The sequence below is a fragment of the Mesorhizobium sp. CA16 genome (assembly GCF_020165175.1).
In the GTDB taxonomy this organism is placed as follows: domain Bacteria; phylum Pseudomonadota; class Alphaproteobacteria; order Rhizobiales; family Rhizobiaceae; genus Mesorhizobium.
Map to the genome: position 1 here is coordinate 68,403 of NZ_JAIUHP010000018.1, position 14,159 is coordinate 82,561.

16 protein-coding genes are annotated in these 14,159 nt (G+C 62.9%); 14 read left to right on the forward strand and 2 right to left on the reverse strand.

Features of this window, described 5'->3' with window-relative positions:
* Positions 1 to 57 precede the first annotated feature (57 nt).
* The 3 genes from sseA (at position 58) to LB525_RS23170 (ending at position 2,043) form a co-directional block, all read left to right on the forward strand.
* A complete protein-coding gene (sseA, locus tag LB525_RS23160) occupies positions 58 to 909 on the forward strand; it encodes a 3-mercaptopyruvate sulfurtransferase (RefSeq protein ID WP_224547524.1) in 852 nt (283 codons plus the stop codon).
* Positions 909 to 1,472, forward strand: coding sequence for a GNAT family N-acetyltransferase (locus tag LB525_RS23165; RefSeq protein WP_224547665.1), 564 nt, complete (start codon positions 909 to 911; stop codon positions 1,470 to 1,472). Before sseA ends, LB525_RS23165 begins: the two co-directional genes overlap by 1 nt.
* Before the next feature lie 103 nt (positions 1,473 to 1,575).
* Positions 1,576 to 2,043 (forward strand): DUF1203 domain-containing protein, encoded by a 468-nt coding sequence (locus LB525_RS23170; RefSeq protein ID WP_140700316.1) that lies wholly within the window; start codon positions 1,576 to 1,578, stop codon positions 2,041 to 2,043.
* Positions 2,044 to 2,474: 431 nt separating this feature from the next.
* Here the strand turns inward: LB525_RS23170 and ald are convergent, their stop codons facing one another.
* Positions 2,475 to 3,590 carry an alanine dehydrogenase gene (gene ald / locus LB525_RS23175; RefSeq protein WP_224547534.1) on the reverse strand — a complete coding sequence of 372 codons (1,116 nt, stop codon included), beginning with the start codon at positions 3,588 to 3,590 and terminating at the stop codon, positions 2,475 to 2,477.
* Between the two features lie 206 nt (positions 3,591 to 3,796).
* Here ald and LB525_RS23180 point away from each other — a divergent pair, with 206 nt between their 5' ends.
* Positions 3,797 to 4,270, forward strand: coding sequence for an Lrp/AsnC family transcriptional regulator (locus LB525_RS23180; protein WP_040982960.1), 474 nt, complete (start codon positions 3,797 to 3,799; stop codon positions 4,268 to 4,270).
* Here LB525_RS23180 and LB525_RS23185 read toward each other — a convergent pair.
* Positions 4,267 to 4,926 carry a 5-formyltetrahydrofolate cyclo-ligase gene (locus LB525_RS23185; protein WP_224547536.1) on the reverse strand — a complete coding sequence of 220 codons (660 nt, stop codon included), beginning with the start codon at positions 4,924 to 4,926 and terminating at the stop codon, positions 4,267 to 4,269. The genes LB525_RS23180 and LB525_RS23185 overlap by 4 nt on opposite strands.
* Positions 4,927 to 5,099: 173 nt before the next feature.
* Between LB525_RS23185 and LB525_RS23190 the strand changes: the two genes are divergently transcribed.
* From LB525_RS23190 to LB525_RS23230, 10 genes are all read left to right on the forward strand, one after another.
* Entirely contained in the window at positions 5,100 to 6,365 is a 1,266-nt protein-coding gene (locus LB525_RS23190) for an NAD(P)/FAD-dependent oxidoreductase (RefSeq protein WP_224547538.1), read from the forward strand.
* Between the two features lie 211 nt (positions 6,366 to 6,576).
* Positions 6,577 to 6,705 carry a hypothetical protein gene (locus LB525_RS28600; RefSeq protein WP_263492864.1) on the forward strand — a complete coding sequence of 43 codons (129 nt, stop codon included), beginning with the start codon at positions 6,577 to 6,579 and terminating at the stop codon, positions 6,703 to 6,705.
* Between the two features lie 102 nt (positions 6,706 to 6,807).
* The gene (locus LB525_RS23195; RefSeq protein ID WP_224547540.1) at positions 6,808 to 7,098 is read left to right on the forward strand and encodes a Dabb family protein; all 291 of its coding nucleotides are present in this window, start codon (positions 6,808 to 6,810) and stop codon (positions 7,096 to 7,098) included.
* A 69-nt stretch (positions 7,099 to 7,167) separates the two neighbouring features.
* Positions 7,168 to 8,040: a VOC family protein gene (locus LB525_RS23200; protein ID WP_224547542.1), complete on the forward strand. Its 873-nt coding sequence runs from the start codon at positions 7,168 to 7,170 to the stop codon at positions 8,038 to 8,040.
* Entirely contained in the window at positions 8,037 to 8,882 is an 846-nt protein-coding gene (gene kdsA / locus LB525_RS23205; protein WP_224547545.1) for a 3-deoxy-8-phosphooctulonate synthase, read from the forward strand. Before LB525_RS23200 ends, kdsA begins: the two co-directional genes overlap by 4 nt.
* Positions 8,883 to 9,018: 136 nt before the next feature.
* Complete coding sequence (locus LB525_RS23210; protein WP_095765629.1) at positions 9,019 to 9,384, forward strand: PRC-barrel domain-containing protein; 366 nt, start codon at positions 9,019 to 9,021, stop codon at positions 9,382 to 9,384.
* Between the two features lie 389 nt (positions 9,385 to 9,773).
* Positions 9,774 to 11,048, forward strand: coding sequence for a phosphopyruvate hydratase (gene eno, locus LB525_RS23215; RefSeq protein ID WP_140542896.1), 1,275 nt, complete (start codon positions 9,774 to 9,776; stop codon positions 11,046 to 11,048).
* A 156-nt stretch (positions 11,049 to 11,204) separates the two neighbouring features.
* A complete protein-coding gene (locus tag LB525_RS23220) occupies positions 11,205 to 11,528 on the forward strand; it encodes an FtsB family cell division protein (RefSeq protein WP_095765470.1) in 324 nt (107 codons plus the stop codon).
* Positions 11,529 to 11,702: 174 nt separating this feature from the next.
* Complete coding sequence (pdhA, locus tag LB525_RS23225; protein ID WP_095765469.1) at positions 11,703 to 12,740, forward strand: pyruvate dehydrogenase (acetyl-transferring) E1 component subunit alpha; 1,038 nt, start codon at positions 11,703 to 11,705, stop codon at positions 12,738 to 12,740.
* Between the two features lie 15 nt (positions 12,741 to 12,755).
* Positions 12,756 to 14,150 (forward strand): pyruvate dehydrogenase complex E1 component subunit beta, encoded by a 1,395-nt coding sequence (locus tag LB525_RS23230; RefSeq protein ID WP_224547547.1) that lies wholly within the window; start codon positions 12,756 to 12,758, stop codon positions 14,148 to 14,150.
* Positions 14,151 to 14,159 lie beyond the last annotated feature (9 nt).

The following is a 14,159-nucleotide window of genomic DNA, read 5'->3' on the forward strand; positions in this document are numbered from 1 at the left end:
AACCGCTTCACACTTTTCGGCATCATGCTCTAAAGCGAGGCGGGGCAGGAGAACAAAATGGCGCAGGACAGTCCCTTCATCGTCGACGCCGATTGGCTGGAAAAGCGACTTGGCGAGCCGGGTCTCACCATCATCGACGCCTCCTGGTACCTGCCGGCGCAAAAGCGCGACGCTCGCGCCGAATACGATGCCGCCCACATTCCCGGAGCGCGCTTCCTCGACCAGGACGCAGTTTCCGATCCGGATTCGAAACTGCCACACACATTGGCATCGCCGCAGCACTTCGCCCAATATGTTGGCGCCATGGGCGTTTCGGCTGACGACACCATCGTCGTCTATGACGGGCCCGGCCTGTTCTCGGCGCCCCGCGCCTGGTGGATGTTCCGTGTGATGGGCGTCTTCCAGGTCTATATCCTGAACGGCGGCATCGATCGCTGGAAGGCCGAGGGGCGACCGGTGACGGCCGAGCCGACAAAGATCGCGCCGAGCGTCTTTTATGCCGATTTCGATGCCGGCCGTGTTGTCGGCCTTGACGAGATGCGCAGGATCGTCGGCAGCCATGAGAGCCAGATCGCCGACGCACGCTCGGCCGGCCGCTTTGCCGGAACCGATCCGGAGCCGCGTCCGGGCGTCCGTTCGGGCCATATGCCGGGTGCGCACAACGTTCCGGTCACGGCGCTTGCCGAGAATGGCGAATTGCTGCCGAAGGATCGCCTGCGCAAGGTCATCGAGGATGCCGGCATCGACCTCTCGAAGCCCGTTGTCACGTCCTGCGGCTCGGGCATCACGGCGGCGGCGATCACGCTGGCGCTCGAGACGCTCGGCCACACCGACAACCGGCTTTACGATGGATCCTGGACTGAGTGGGGCGGTCTCAGCGACACACCAGTGGTGACGGGGAAAGAATGATGGAAAACGGCGCGCTGCAGGATATCAAAGTCACGGTCACATTCCTGGAGATGCACGCGGCTCCGGCGGTTTCGCCGCCGATCCCTTACAATCGCCAGATCGCGCTGCTGAAGACGAAAGATATCCCGCTTCATTTCTACCGCTATCTGATGGATCGCGTCGGTCGCAAATGGCATTGGGTCAATGTGCTGAGGCTGAGCGACGAGGAGCTTGCCGCCGGCTTGCACCGCGAGGACCGCGACATCCGCGTGCTCTATCTCGACGGCGCTCCCGCCGGTTTCTTCGACCTGAAGCCGCATCTGCCTGACGAGGTGGAGCTCGCCTATTTCGGCATGATTGAGCATGCGCATGGTCAAGGCATCGGTCGCTGGTTCCTCGGCGCCGCGATCTCGGCCGCCTGGGCGCATGGGCCAAGGCGCGTCACCGTGCAGACCTGTACCCTCGACCATCCGGCGGCTCTGCCGCTCTACCAGAAGCTCGGCTTCACGCCGGTGGCGCAGAAGAAAGAGGTCGTGCATCCGCTGACCTTCGCCGAGCGCTCGGCCAGCGTCATGCGAGACTAGAGCAATTCCAGGACTAGTGAGAAACGGTTCCGCCAGTCAGGAATCGGGTGGGAGGCACTATCGCCAAGGCATAGCTTCCGGAGATCGACACCGGAGATCTGCCATGAGCATCCAGTTCAAAGCCTTGCCGACCGAAGCCGTGCGCGCCTTGCAGCGGGGAGGGCCCGATGCCTACGGCCGCACCCCGGAGCACCGCATCTCCGACGGCGACGGCGTGCCTTGCAGACATTGCCTCAGGAACGTCGCCGAGGGTGACGGCTATCTGATCGTTGCCTACCGCCCGTTTCCGGAACTGCAGCCCTATGCCGAAACCGGCCCAATCTTCCTGCATGCGGAGGAATGCGAGCGCGCAGCCGAAGGGGATGCGCTGCCGGAGATGCTCGAAAGCAGCGACTATATCGTCAGGGGTTACGGCAGGGACGATCGCATCGTTTATGGCAGCGGCGCCGTCACGCCGACCGGCGAGATTGCCGCCCGCGCGCGGACGCTGTTTGGGCGCGACGACATCGCCTACATCCATGTCCGCTCGGCCCGCAACAATTGCTATCAATGCCGCATCGAGCGGGCATGACCAAAAAAGAAGCCCGCCGATGGTCGGGCGGGCCGTTGGAGGGTCTGACAGAAGCTGTCGGGCCAGTGCCGTCCGGGCCGGACTTGCCCGACCCGGCAAGCAGCTCAGACCGCCAGTAACGGTCCGTCTCTAGGCAGCTTTCTCGTCGAGCGAATGTGAAGCATTTCACACAAGACCGCATAATGGCGGAAGAACGAAAAGAAGCGCATTTGCAAGGCCGTCGTATTCTCGTCGTACTACTGCGCTAAAACGCAGCGGTTGCGATGTGTCGACCGCGGATGGACCGGCGGCAGATCGCGACAGTCGAGGAAGCGGGGCTTTTTGCTCCGCTTTTTTGTTGACCGGATTTTTCGACGGAAGCGCAGTTTCCGCGCAAGAAAAAGCCCGCCGGAATGACCCGGCGGGCGACTGAAGGAAATCGTTGCGAATGATCAGGCGGCAAGGACCGCCTTCGGTTCGACCATTTCGTAGCCGAGCGCCTCAGCGACGGCGCGGTTGGTGATCTTGCCCTTATGAACATTGAGGCCGTTACGCAAATGGTGGTCGTCGACCAGCGCCTTGAGGCCCTTGTCGGCGAGCTGCAGGCCATAGTGCAGCGTCGCGTTGTTGAGCGCGTGCGCCGAAGTGACCGGCACGGCGCCAGGCATGTTTGCGACGCAATAGTGGATCACGCCGTCGACCTCATAGGTCGGATCGGCGTGTGTCGTGGCATGCGAGGTCTCGAAGCAACCGCCTTGGTCGATCGCGACGTCGACCAGCACCGAGCCCTTCTTCATGCCGGAAAGCATTTCGCGGGTGACGAGCTTGGGCGCGGCGGCGCCCGGGATCAGCACGGCGCCGATGACGACGTCGGCCGAGAAGCATTCTTCCTCCAGCGCTTCGACGGTCGAGTAGCGTGTGTGGACGCGACCGCCAAAAATGTCGTCGAGCTGGCGCAGCCGCGGGATCGAACGGTCGATAATGGTGACGTCGGCGCCGAGGCCGGCCGCCATCTTGGCCGCATGCAGGCCGACGACGCCGCCGCCGAGCACGGTGACCTTGCCGGGCAGAACGCCGGGCACACCGCCGAGCAGCACGCCGCGGCCGCCATTGGCCTTCTGCAGCGCAGTAGCGCCGGCCTGGATCGACAGGCGGCCGGCGACTTCCGACATCGGCGCGAGCAGCGGCAGGCCGCCGCGGTCGTCGGTCACGGTCTCATAGGCGATCGCGGTGACGCCCGAGCCAAGAAGACCCTTGGTCTGCTCCGGATCCGGAGCCAGATGGAGATAGGTGTAGAGGATTTGGCCGTCGCGCAGCTGGACCCATTCGTTTGGCTGCGGTTCCTTGACCTTGACGATCATGTCGGACTTGGCGAACACGTCGGCGGCCGTCTTGGCGATAGTGGCGCCGGCGGCGCGATAGGCGTTGTCGTCGGCGCCGATGCCGGTGCCAGCACCGGTCTCGACCAGCACTTCATGGCCATGCGCGACATATTCGCGGACCGAGCCCGGCGTCAGGCCGACGCGATATTCATGGTTCTTGATTTCCTTGGGGCAGCCGACACGCATTTTTCTTCTCCCTGTCCGCGCCCTTCAGGGGGCGCTCTCACTGTCGCTCGTGCATGTCACCGGGTCGAAAATGCGGAGGGTGGACACGCATTAACCGCAGTCAACCACGAATCGCTCCGTATGTGTTTGCGAATGCACTTGCGGCAACGGTCGCTCTTCGATAATCGTTGCGCAAAATGACTTAAAATTCGCAGGAACCACGAAAAATGCGGCTCGACAGGATTGATATCGCCATTCTGGAGACTTTGCAGAAGGATGGCCGGATCCCCAATGCGGCGCTCGCGGAGAAGGTAGGCCTTTCCCAATCGGCCTGTTCGCGCCGGCTCGACAATCTGGAGAAGTCCGGAACCATCCGCGGGTATCACGCGCGGCTGTCCAATTCCGCGCTCGGCCACCAGATGACGGCGATCGTGCACATATCGCTGTCGGGGCAATTCGAAAAGACGCTGTCGGATTTCGAGGCGGCGATCAAGCGCTGCCCGAACGTGCTCTCCTGCCATCTGATGTCGGGCGAATACGACTACATCCTGCGCATCGCGGCGAAGGATCTCGTCGACTATGAGCGCATCCACAAGGAATGGCTGTCAGCCATGCCGCACGTCACCAAGATCAACTCGTCCTTCGCGCTGCGCGAGATCGTCGATCGCACGGCGGTCGGGCTGCGGCCTGAGATGGCTTAAACCGCTGCGGCTTCGGTCACCACAGTAGTCATTGGGATATCGTGCGGCTGCGGGTAGATGGTCGGGATGCGCTGCAATTCGTAGCCGACGCCGATCACCAGTGGCCTGAACGGCATTGCGGCAAGCGTGCGATCGTAAAAGCCGCCGCCATAACCCAGCCGATAGTTGCCTAGGTCGATGCCGACGATCGGCGAGATCACGATGTCGGGCAGCACCGGGTCGCCCTCGGCCGGGATCGGAATGTTCCACACGCCCTTTTCCAGCCGGTCGCCCTGTTTGTAGGCGCGAAACACCAGCGGCTGCCCCTTCTCGATGACGACGGGCAGCGCGGTGCGCCCACCGCGCTCGTTGATCGAGGCCATCCAGCCACGCAGATCCGGCTCGCCGCGAAATGGCCAGTAGAGGCTTACCATCCGGCCGGCTATGTCGCCGATCAGCGCGTTGAGGCCTTCCGCGATGCGTGCCGACATCGCGGCGCGCGCATCGGCTGAAACGGCGAGGCGCCCGGTGATGAGTCGCTCACGCTCGGCCTTGCGCCATCTCCGAACATCCGTCCAGTCGGAGAGCGGTTCCCGGTATTCCGGGTCGAGTTCGTGCATGAAACAGGGCGGTGAGGCGTATTGGGCCGGGCCTTCGTCGTCGTGTTTGTCAGCCATGCTTGGCTCCTGTCGTTTTGTTTCACGCTATACTCGCACCTGTGCGACCGCATGTGCATTCACGACGCCGCACGACGACTCCCGGGCATGACCGTTGCCATGCGCAATATTGTTGCAGTGCACAAAAATACTTACATCATCGGTAGGATTGCACTTTGGCGAGGTGGAATGAAATGAGCGAAACCGAGCATCAAGTCGTTGTCGTCGGCGCCGGCTTCGGCGGCCTTGAACTCACGCGCGCGCTGTCGGGAGCTCCCGTGCGCATCACCATGATCGACAAGCGCAACCACCATCTCTTCCAACCGCTGCTTTACCAGGTGGCGACGACGTCGCTGGCGACCTCGGAAGTCGCCTGGCCGATCCGCCATCTTCTGCGCAGGCGCAAGGACGTGACAACGCTTCTCGGCAATGTCACCGGCGTCGACCGCGCCGGCAAGCGCGTGCTGCTCGAGGACGGCAGTTCGATCCCCTATGACACGCTGGTGTTCGCCACCGGCGCCCGCCACGCCTATTTCGGCCATGACGAATGGGAGCCGTTCGCGCCGGGTCTGAAGACGCTTGAGGATGCCACGACGATCCGGCGCCGTATCCTGCTCGCTTTCGAGCAGGCCGAGCGCGAAACCGATCCGGCCAAGCGCCAGGCGCTGCTGACTCTGGCCATCGTCGGCGGCGGGCCGACCGGTGTCGAGCTCGCCGGTACCATTGTCGAGCTCGCGCATGACACGTTGCGCGGCGAGTTCCGCAACATCGACCCAAGCCAGGCGCGCGTCGTGCTGATCGAAGCCGGCGACCGGATCCTGGCCAATTTCGCGCCGCAGCTTTCCGACTATGCCCGCAAGGCGCTGGAACGGCTGGGCGTCACCGTCGAGCTCGGGCGTCCGGTCACGCACCTCGATGCCGAAGGTGTCGTCTTCGGCGACACGCGCTTGCCGGCAAGGACGATCATCTGGGCGGCTGGCGTTGCCGCTTCGCCGGCGGCCGAATGGCTGGGAGCGCCGGCCGACCGGGCGGGCAGGGTAGTCGTCGAACCCGACCTCACCGTGCCGGGCAGTCCCGACATTTTCGTCATCGGCGACACCGCGCATGTGCTGCGGCCGGATGGGAAGCCGGTGCCGGGTGTGGCGCCCTCCGCCAAGCAGGAGGGCAAGCATGTTGCCGCGACGATCAAGGCGCGGCTCGCAGGCGACACGGCGATGCGTCCTTTCCAATACCGTCATGACGGCGATCTGGCGACGATCGGCAAGCGCGCCGCGGCAATCGATTTCGGCTGGATCAAGCTCACCGGCTGGCTCGCCTGGTGGCTCTGGGGCATAGCGCACATCTATTTCCTGATCGATTTCCGCAACCGCCTGGCGGTCTCGCTTAGCTGGCTATGGATATACTTTACGGGCCAGCGCAGCGCGCGCCTGATCACGCAAGGCGACGACGACAAAAGCTGATTCCCAGGCCGCCGCCTGCGGGCAGCGGAGATGCTTGATGGCCGATCGCGGTTTCATTCCGTCGCCTCAAGAGGGTGGCTTCGCACTCTGCGGCTAGGCCCTCTTGCGCAGGCGCCGTTGGCCGAAAGCGCCAGGCAAAAAGCGGTTAACTGGAACGACTGCCGTCGCTCCCCCCTCTGGTTCAGGCCGTCCGCATGGGATAGTTTTAGCCATGCGTTATGTGATCGTCATCGCCTCCATCACCTTCTTCCTGTTCTGGGACGGACTCTACAATCGCGGCTACTACCTCGATGTGACCGTGCGGGAAGTCTCGCGCATCGTGCGCTATGTTACCGGGTAAGGTCTCGCCGGTTTCGCATCGCGGGCGCGACATCGTTGCCGGTTGACGCCTGGGCATTGCTCCCACAAAAACGCCGCTGAAGCGAAGACCAGGGAGGCTGGCTTGATCCGGCACATCGTTTTCTTCAGCGTGCGGCGCAAGGAAGATGTCGAGGCTGTGCGCTCGGGCCTGCTGGCGCTCGGCAAGATTCCGCACTCGAAGCATTTCGAGGTGACGCTCAATACCAAGGTCGATCAGTTCTCCAATGCGATCGATGTCGTCGTCTATGCCGAGTTCGAGGACGAGGCGGCGCTTGCCGCTTACAAGGCGCATCCGATTTATGCGGATACGACCAGCAAAGTGAAGCCGCTGCGCGAACTGCGCTATTCTGCGGATGTAGTGGCCGCTGCCTGAGCGGCAAAGCCGCGGCCGACCGTTCGGTGCACTTGAACAGCCGGCCGGAATGGGGCACACCGCGCCGGCATGATCGAAAGCTCCGCCCATCCGCTTGACCATCTCGTGCTGCCGACACCGAGCCTCGATGCCGTCCGGTCGCGTCTGACCTCGCTCGGCTTTGTCGTCGCCCCCACAGGCATCCACCCGTTCGGCACTGAGAATGCCTGCGTCTTTTTCGCCGACGGCACCTATCTCGAGCCGCTGGCGGTGGGAAATGAACAGGCGGCAAGACAAGCGATTGCGGCCGGCAATGTTTTCATTACGCGCGACCGCCTTTATCGCGAGCGGCTGAGCGAGGAAGGTTTTTCCGCCGTCGTGCTTGGAACCGGCAATGCCGATGCCGACCATTTGCGTTTTGTCGAAGCCGGTCTGTCAGCCGGCGATACGCTGCGTTTCTCGCGCGCGTTCACAGATGCGAACGGAAAGAGCGACACGGCATCCTTCAAGCTGGCCTTTGCGGTCGGCAAGGGAGCGACGGACGCCTTCCTCTTCGCCTGCGAGCGCGTGAACCCGCCGAAGATCGATCGCACGGCGCTGCAGGCCCATGCCAATGGCGTGACCGGCATCGTCGAGGTGATCGCCGTGAGCGATGCGCCGCCCTCGCAGATCGGACTGATCGCGATCGCCGCAGGCGCGAAGGCGGACGGTAACGGGGTGCGGCTGCCAAATGCGGTCCTGAGCATCGTCACGCCCGAAAGCTACGCGCAGCGCTTCGGTCTAGCGGCCGAAGCCTCACCGCATTTACGGTTTGAGGCGGTTGTTTTCTCGATCCGCGACAAAGCTACAGTGGCGCACGCGCTTGCGGCCGGGGCCATCGATCACGACATGAGCGGCACTGACATCGTCGTTGCGCCGGCGCCCGGACAGGGCGCCGCCTTCATTTTCCGGGAGATCCCATGAGCAAGCCCTTGGCGCCCAATTCATCGGTAACCGTCGGCAAGGTCGTCTTCGCCAACAATGCGCCGCTGTCGCTAATCGCCGGCCCGTGCCAGCTTGAATCGCGCCAGCACGCTTTCGACATGGCCGGCGCGCTGAAGGAACTGACGGAACGTCTGGGAATCGGCCTCGTCTACAAGACCAGCTACGACAAGGCCAACCGCACCTCGCTGTCGGCGACCCGCGGCGCGGGACTCGATGCGGCGATGCCGATCTTCGACGATCTGCGCAAGGAGTTTGGCCTTCCTGTGCTGACTGACGTCCACAATGAGGAGCAATGCGCGATCGTAACACCCCATGTCGATGTCCTGCAGATCCCCGCCTTCCTGTCGCGCCAGACTGACATGCTGGTCGCCGCCGCCAGGACCGGCAAGGTCATCAACGTGAAGAAGGGGCAGTTCCTCGCGCCCTGGGACATGAAGAACGTCGTCGCCAAGATCACCGGCTCCGGCAACCCGAATGTGCTCACCACCGAGCGCGGCGTCTCGTTCGGCTACAACACGCTGGTCTCGGACATGCGCGCTCTGCCGGTCATGGCCGAGATCGGGGCCCCGGTGATCTTCGATGCCACCCATTCCGTGCAGCAGCCGGGCGGGCAGGGCGGTTCCTCTGGCGGCGAACGGCGCTTTGTCGCGACGCTCGCGCGCGCGGCCGTTGCCGTCGGTGTCGCCGGCGTCTTCATAGAAACCCATCAGGATCCGGACAATTCGACGTCTTCGGATGGCCCCAACATGGTGCCTCTCAAGGATATGCCGGCGTTGCTGGAAAAGCTGATGGCCTTTGATCGGATCGCCAAGGGCCACTGATTCCAGCGGCGGACCTCGATCCTGCGTCGGCTTGTGGTGAGCAGGGGCTGCCTCACCGACAGCCGAGCAAATCGTCGGGAACCTTAGCGCGCTCCTCTCATTGTCGGTGCAGGCATTCAACGAGAGGAGCACCATCATGACCACTCCGTCCGGGCATACCGAAGCCATTGCCGCCTCGCGCGTCATCGGCACGTCGGTCTATAACACCGAAGGTAAGAGCATCGGCAGCATCGAGGACGTGATGCTCGACAAGATGTCGAATGGCATCATGTTCGCCGTGATCGGCTTCGGCGGCTTTCTCGGCATGGGCGAGAAATACCACGCCGTTCCGTGGGCGACGCTCGACTATGACGAGGACAGAGGCGGCTACGTCGTGCCGTTCACCAAGGAACAGCTTCAGGCGGCGCCCGCCTATTCGATCGACGAGCTGACCGGCGCCGACGGCGAAGCCGCCCGCGATGCTTCATTCCAGTATTACCATGTGAAGCCCTATTGGCATTGATCGCAGATCGGCAAGCTGAGAATCGAAAGGCCCCCGACACAAAGCCGGGAGCCTTTGACGTTTAGCTACTCCGCCGCGTTGCGAGTCGATAGCTCCACCGAGCTCTGCTGGGGTTTCTGATCGTCGCATGACGTCAGGAACGCTGCCGCGATCAGGAACAAACTCACGATACCGCTCAACTGGGACATGGCGAAACTCCTCCTGTTTCGCCCCGCGCGAACGCGACCATAGATGAGATGGTCACACAGCGCGCATGACTTATGATGACAGAAAATTGCGCTTCGTGAATCACGCCCGCGGCAATAAATGCGGGGCCCGCCGATTGCCTTTTGCTCTGCTTTGGCTAAGAGGGGCGCGACGCTTCAATCGATCAATCGGGGACATCGCAAATGACCGCCATCATCGACATTGTCGGGCGTGAAATCCTGGACAGCCGTGGCAATCCGACCGTCGAGGTCGACGTGGTGCTGGAGGACGGCTCCATGGGCCGCGCCGCTGTGCCGTCGGGTGCATCGACCGGCGCGCATGAGGCGGTCGAAGTCCGGGACGGCGGGCCGCGCTATCTCGGCAAGGGCGTGCAGCGCGCCGTCGAAGCGGTGAACGGCGAGCTGTTCGAGGCGATCGGCGGCATGGAGGCCGAGAACCAGATCCATATCGACCAGACGATGATCGAGCTCGACGGCACGCCGAACAAGAGCCGCCTCGGCGCCAACGCCATCCTGGGCGTATCGCTGGCGGTCGCCAAGGCCGCGGCGGAGGCCGCCGGCCTGCCGCTCTACCGCTATGTCGGCGGCACCAAGGCGCACATCCTGCCGGTGCCGATGATGAACATCATCAACGGCGGCGCGCACGCCGACAACCCGATCGATTTCCAGGAATTCATGATCCTGCCGATCGGCGCGCCGACGCTGCGCGACGGCGTGCGCTGGGGCTCGGAGATTTTCCACACGCTGCGCAAGAAGCTCAAGGATGCCGGCCACAACACCAATGTCGGCGACGAGGGCGGCTTCGCTCCCAACCTGAAGAGCGCGCCTTCGGCGCTCGATTTCATCATGGAATCGATCGAGAAGGCAGGCTTCAAGCCGGGCGAGGATGTCGCGCTCGGCCTCGATTGCGCGGCGACCGAGTTCTTCAAGGACGGCAATTACGTCTATGAGGGCGAGAAGAAGACCCGCGATCCGAAGGCGCAGGCCAAGTACCTTGCCAAGCTCGCTGCCGATTATCCGATCATCACCATCGAGGACGGCCTTGCCGAGGACGATTGGGAAGGCTGGAAGATCCTGACCGATCTGATCGGCAAGAAGACCCAGCTCGTCGGCGACGACCTCTTCGTCACCAACACGGCGCGGCTGCGCGACGGTATCCGCATGGGCGTCGCCAATTCGATCCTGGTCAAGGTCAACCAGATCGGCTCGCTGACCGAGACGCTTGACGCCGTCGAGACCGCGCACAAGGCCGGCTACACCGCCGTCATGTCGCATCGCTCGGGCGAGACCGAGGATTCGACCATCGCCGACCTCGCCGTCGCCACCAATTGCGGGCAGATCAAGACCGGCTCCCTGTCGCGTTCGGACCGCATGGCCAAATACAACCAGCTCATCCGCATCGAGGAAGAGCTCGGCAAGCAAGCGCGCTACGCAGGCAAGTCGGTGGTCAAGGGCTGATCCAGCCTGTTCGGACAGTCTGGAAAGGGCGGGTCATTCCCGCCCTTTTTCGTTCCGGCGATCCTCGATAAGGGTCGTCCGTAACCGTCCATTAAGCACAATCGGGCGAAATACGATTCATGGCCGCTTGCGTTCGCGGCCGCGAGGGTTCGGGTCATGTGGACACGTCAGCACAAGCAGAGAAACACCGGCAGGCTGATCATCCCCTCGCTTTGCGTGCTCTTCCTGGCCTATTTCGGCTTCCACGCCTATCACGGCGAATTCGGCATCTATTCCAAATATCGGCTGCAGGCCCGTGCGGTTGAATTGCAGGCCCAGCTTGACGCCGTGAAGGCGCGCCGGATCGACTTCGAGCGTCGTGTCCAGCTGATGCATGAGGGTACGCTGGAGAAGGATATGCTTGACGAGCAGGCCCGAAAGGCGCTCAATCTGTCCCATCCGGACGAAATCACCATTATGCTGCCTACCTCGACGAAATAACCGAATTTCGGTTAATCGCCTTTATTTTCAATGATTCTAACCGCTTAGATGCATGCCAGCCATGCGTTTTTCAGCATGGCGCAATGCATCCTTGCATGTTAGCTTTCCGCAATCGGTGGGGAGACGATCGATCTCCCTGAATGTCCGCGAAGAGACGCCAACAGGGAGTGACGCATGGCCACCGCCGCCAAAAAAGCGCCCGCAAAATCCAGATCCGACAAACAGCCCAATCTGTCAGCGCCCAAACCGGCGGATTTCACCAAGGAAGAAGAGCTTTCCGCCTACCGTCACATGCTTTTGATCCGCCGCTTCGAGGAGAAGGCGGGCCAGCTCTACGGCATGGGCTTCATTGGCGGCTTCTGCCACCTCTATATCGGCCAGGAGGCCGTCGTCACCGGCATGAAGATGGCGCTGGTCGAAGGCGACCAGATGATCACCGCCTATCGCGACCATGGCCACATGCTGGCGATGGAACTGTCGCCGCGCGGCGTCATGGCCGAGCTCACCGGTCGCCGTGGTGGCCTGTCGAAGGGCAAGGGCGGCTCGATGCACATGTTCTCCAAGGAGAAGCATTTCTATGGCGGCCACGGCATTGTCGGCGCGCAGGTGTCGCTCGGCACCGGTCTCGCCTTCGCCAACCGCTACCGCGACAACAAGAATGTCTCGCTGACCTATTTCGGCGATGGCGCCGCCAACCAGGGCCAGGTCTATGAAAGCTTCAACATGGCCTCGCTGTGGAAGCTGCCGGTGATCTACATTATCGAGAACAACCGCTACGCCATGGGCACGTCCGTGTCGCGTTCGTCGGCCGAGACCGACTTCTCGCATCGCGGCGCTTCCTTCAAGATTCCCGGCATCCAGGTCGACGGCATGGACGTCCGCGCCGTGAAGTCGGCGGCCGATCTCGCGACCGAATGGTGCCGTGCCGGCAACGGTCCGCTCATCCTCGAGATGCAGACCTACCGCTATCGAGGCCATTCGATGTCCGACCCGGCAAAATACCGCTCCAAGGAGGAAGTGCAGAAGATGCGCTCCGAGCATGACCCGATCGAGCAGGTCCGGGTGCGGCTGCTCGACAAGAAGTGGGCAAGCGAGGACGAGCTCAAGGCCATCGACAAGGAAGTCCGCGACATCGTCGCCGACGCCGCCGAATTCGCCCAGAACGACGCCGAGCCGGATCCGTCCGAGCTCTGGACCGACATCGTACTCTAAGGAGAGGGCAAGGACATGCCGATCGAAATTCTCATGCCCGCGCTGTCGCCGACGATGGAAGAGGGCAATCTTTCCAAATGGCTGAAGAACGAAGGCGACAAGGTCGTCGCCGGTGACGTGATCGCCGAGATCGAGACCGACAAGGCGACGATGGAGGTCGAAGCTGTCGACGAAGGCACGCTGGCCAAGATCGTGGTTCCCGCCGGCAGCGAAGGCGTCAAGGTCAACGCGGTCATCGCCGTGCTTGCCGTCGACGGCGAGGACGTCGACAAGGCCGGCGAAGGCATCGGCGAAGAAGAGCCCGCCAAGGCTGAAAAAGCCGCGCCGGCCCCGGCGCAAGCTTCGGCCAAAAGCGAGGCGTCCGCCGCTGTCGCCGCCGCGCCGAAGGCGGAGATCGCCGCCGATCCGGATATTCCAGCCGGCACCGAGATGGTTTCCACCACGGTGCGCGAAGCGCTCCGTGACGCCATGGCCGAGGAGATGCGCCGCGACGGCGATGTCTTCGTCATGGGCGAGGAGGTCGCCGAGTACCAAGGCGCCTACAAGATCACGCAGGGCCTGCTGCAGGAATTCGGGCCGAGGCGCGTCGTCGACACGCCGATCACCGAGCATGGCTTTGCCGGCGTCGGCGTCGGCGCCGCAATGGCGGGGCTGAAGCCGATCGTCGAGTTCATGACCTTCAACTTCGCCATGCAGGCGATCGACCAGATCATCAACTCGGCCGCCAAGACGCTCTATATGTCCGGCGGCCAGATGGGCGCGCCGATCGTCTTCCGCGGCCCCAACGGTGCGGCGGCCCGCGTCGCCGCCCAGCATTCGCAGTGCTATGCCGCCTGGTACAGCCATATTCCCGGCCTGAAGGTGGTGATGCCCTATACGGCTGCCGACGCCAAGGGCCTCCTCAAAGCCGCGATCCGCGATCCGAACCCGGTCATCTTTCTGGAGAACGAGATCCTCTACGGCCATTCCTTCGACGTGCCGAAGTTCGACGACTTCGTGCTGCCGATCGGCAAGGCGCGTGTCCACAAGCAGGGCAAGGACGTCACCCTGGTCTCCTTCGGCATCGGCATGACCTATGCTCTCAAGGCGGAAGCCGAGTTGCGCGGCATGGGCATCGACGCCGAGATCATCGATCTCAGAACCATCCGGCCGCTCGACTTCGACACGATCATCGCTTCGGTGAAGAAGACCAACCGTCTCGTGGTGGTGGAAGAAGGTTTTCCGCAGAACTCGGTCGGCGACCACATCGCCAACCAGGTCTCGCAGCGCGCCTTCGATTTCCTCGATGCGCCGGTCATTACCATTGCCGGCAAGGACGTGCCCATGCCTTACGCGGCGAACCTCGAGAAGCTGGCGCTGCCCAACGTCGGCGAAGTCGTCGAGGCCGTCAAAGCCGTTACCTATCGCTGAGCCGGTCGG

What these genes read in the sequence shown, in the direction of transcription:
- LB525_RS23165 (WP_224547665.1), top strand. Translation starts at nt 909, where the DNA reads ATGGAAAACGGCGCGCTGCAGGATATCAAAGTCACGGTCACATTCCTG.
- LB525_RS28600 (WP_263492864.1), top strand. Translation starts at nt 6,577, where the DNA reads ATGCGTTATGTGATCGTCATCGCCTCCATCACCTTCTTCCTGTTCTGG.
- pdhA (WP_095765469.1), top strand. Translation starts at nt 11,703, where the DNA reads ATGGCCACCGCCGCCAAAAAAGCGCCCGCAAAATCCAGATCCGACAAA.
- LB525_RS23180 (WP_040982960.1), top strand. Translation starts at nt 3,797, where the DNA reads ATGCGGCTCGACAGGATTGATATCGCCATTCTGGAGACTTTGCAGAAG.
- LB525_RS23210 (WP_095765629.1), top strand. Translation starts at nt 9,019, where the DNA reads ATGACCACTCCGTCCGGGCATACCGAAGCCATTGCCGCCTCGCGCGTC.
- sseA (WP_224547524.1), top strand. Translation starts at nt 58, where the DNA reads ATGGCGCAGGACAGTCCCTTCATCGTCGACGCCGATTGGCTGGAAAAG.
- LB525_RS23230 (WP_224547547.1), top strand. Translation starts at nt 12,756, where the DNA reads ATGCCGATCGAAATTCTCATGCCCGCGCTGTCGCCGACGATGGAAGAG.
- eno (WP_140542896.1), top strand. Translation starts at nt 9,774, where the DNA reads ATGACCGCCATCATCGACATTGTCGGGCGTGAAATCCTGGACAGCCGT.
- kdsA (WP_224547545.1), top strand. Translation starts at nt 8,037, where the DNA reads ATGAGCAAGCCCTTGGCGCCCAATTCATCGGTAACCGTCGGCAAGGTC.
- LB525_RS23190 (WP_224547538.1), top strand. Translation starts at nt 5,100, where the DNA reads ATGAGCGAAACCGAGCATCAAGTCGTTGTCGTCGGCGCCGGCTTCGGC.
- LB525_RS23185 (WP_224547536.1), bottom strand. Translation starts at nt 4,926, where the DNA reads ATGGCTGACAAACACGACGACGAAGGCCCGGCCCAATACGCCTCACCG.
- LB525_RS23200 (WP_224547542.1), top strand. Translation starts at nt 7,168, where the DNA reads ATGATCGAAAGCTCCGCCCATCCGCTTGACCATCTCGTGCTGCCGACA.
- LB525_RS23220 (WP_095765470.1), top strand. Translation starts at nt 11,205, where the DNA reads ATGTGGACACGTCAGCACAAGCAGAGAAACACCGGCAGGCTGATCATC.
- LB525_RS23170 (WP_140700316.1), top strand. Translation starts at nt 1,576, where the DNA reads ATGAGCATCCAGTTCAAAGCCTTGCCGACCGAAGCCGTGCGCGCCTTG.
- ald (WP_224547534.1), bottom strand. Translation starts at nt 3,590, where the DNA reads ATGCGTGTCGGCTGCCCCAAGGAAATCAAGAACCATGAATATCGCGTC.